This is a genomic window from Paracoccus sp. MC1854 (assembly GCF_014164635.1).
Taxonomy (GTDB): Bacteria; Pseudomonadota; Alphaproteobacteria; order Rhodobacterales; family Rhodobacteraceae; genus Paracoccus.
The window spans coordinates 1-1888 of the sequence record NZ_JACJFU010000105.1; the positions used below are offsets into that span (position 1 = coordinate 1).

General features: G+C 63.0%; 2 protein-coding genes. Both read left to right on the plus strand.

The features are described from left to right. Positions 1 to 285 precede the first annotated feature (285 nt). Positions 286 to 426 (plus strand): hypothetical protein, encoded by a 141-nt coding sequence (locus H5395_RS18240; RefSeq protein WP_182793950.1) that lies wholly within the window; start codon positions 286 to 288, stop codon positions 424 to 426. Between the two features lie 674 nt (positions 427 to 1100). Then, positions 1101 to 1805 carry a gamma-glutamylcyclotransferase gene (locus H5395_RS18245; RefSeq protein ID WP_220495131.1) on the plus strand — a complete coding sequence of 235 codons (705 nt, stop codon included), beginning with the start codon at positions 1101 to 1103 and terminating at the stop codon, positions 1803 to 1805. Positions 1806 to 1888 lie beyond the last annotated feature (83 nt).

Consider the following 1888-nt stretch of genomic DNA (forward strand, 5'->3'; position numbering starts at 1 on the left):
GCAATGGCTCTGGACTTACAACAACGACCGCCCGAACATGGGCATCGGCGGCATCACACCCGCCCAGAAACTGAAAATGGCCGCATGAGTTCTACGAATGGACCCCGTTAGAAATGGGAGGATTACCCCGGCAGAGACAAGAGCCGCTGGACAAGTCCTCCTTGCGTCATCTTTCGACAACGGCACCATGCACATCGAGGATCCGATCGCCAGCTGCCGGCTCTGCCTTCTTTCGTGTTCGTCACGCGTCTGTCTCACGTGTAACGCACACCGTCGCATGAACCATTGCTGAAAGACCTCCGCGCATTCGTGGGCCCGTCCGACAGCCTGCTCGCGGAGATGCTCAAGACCCTGACGCTCAGCCACGTCGCGTATGTGCCTTGGTGCCAGCCGTGCCAGTTTGTCGGTGGCGAAGTGCTGGCCTGAAATCGAAATGACAGAGCGGTAGGACCTTGGCTGTCCGGCTCGGACAATCGCCTCTCCGAGTTTTTCGATCGTCTCGCGCGTGGTCCAACGAACAATATGTTCGTGAAAGCTGCTTCGTGATGTCGCGTATGTGTCGCTTCCGGAGGACGAAGAGCCGATTTCCCCAGGTTTCTCGTGGTTTTCACGTGCCGGCGCGGCGCTCCATGTCGGGTTTCCGATCCAACTTCCAGTCTGGAGGGGGCGGCAGGCGACATGGACCACGACATCATGCACCAGAAGGCGACGTGGCGAGGTCGCGAGCCGACGTCCATGTCGCTTACACGGGCCGGATGTCGCATGCTCGCCGACGACCGGACATGGAAGGCCTCCCGATCAAGTCATGTGGCCAATTCCAGGACGTTGACCTGCCCGGGGACTTACACCGACCCTGTGAACGGCAGGGTTGTCGGTCCACAGAATCCGGTGAACCGATGACGGGGCGCAAGGTGTTCGGGACCTCGGTCTCGAACCGGACAGGATCGCTAAGGTCAGGAGCCATAAGCCGCCTGATCTGGAACGCCCGCAGGAGCCGCTCAGTCTGGCTTGACGTTGGCTCGCCCTGTGCAGATCAGCGGAGGGCGTTGCCGGCCCAGGCGGGGCTCTGGTATGCTGCTCGCATGTCCCGGGTTCCGAGATTGACGGAAGCGCACATTCAGCAGGTTCATCGCGAGGTCGCCGACCTGGGGGTGTGGCTTGGCGCCGAGCACTTTACCGAGGCGCAATATGACGAGCATCTTCGCGAGTTCCTCCGGGACCGGCCGGAAGGGTCAATCGGTGTCTTTGCCTACGGCTCGCTGATCTGGAAGCCAGTCTTTGAGCCCGCCGCCACGATGGGGGCCACCGCGCTGGGCTGGGAGCGGGCCTTCACGCTAAGGCTCAAGCGCTTCCGGGGCACGCCTGAGTGCCCGGGACTGATGATGCAGATCGACCAGGGCGGCTCCTGTGAGGGCGTGCTGCACATCGTGCCGCCTGAGCGGGAGTGGGAGGTGCTGAGCGACCTGTGGCGCCGCGAGATGACGGTGCGGCCTCCCGGCAACCTGCCTCGCTGGATTGAGGTGGAGGTCGACCGGCGGATCTGGCGAGCCATTGCCTTCACCGCCAATCCCGAGAGCGCCAACTACGCCGGACGATTGACGCTGGACGAGGTCGCGGCATGTCTCTCGGAGGCTTGCGGCCACTGGGGCTCGGGCGCCGAGTATCTGCTGCAGACCATTACCGCGCTTGAGCGCGAGGGCATTCAAGACTGCTACCTGTGGGACTTGCAGGAGCGCGTGGCTGATCTGATCGAGGCACGTGTGCTGCGCGACAAACAGGATGAGATTCCGCGTCAACCTGGATGAGACGCCGCGGTGGGCATGTGACGGAGGAGGGCGTAGCCCCGACCGGAGGCGCACGCCCACCGCAGCGGGCATTTTGCGTCTGT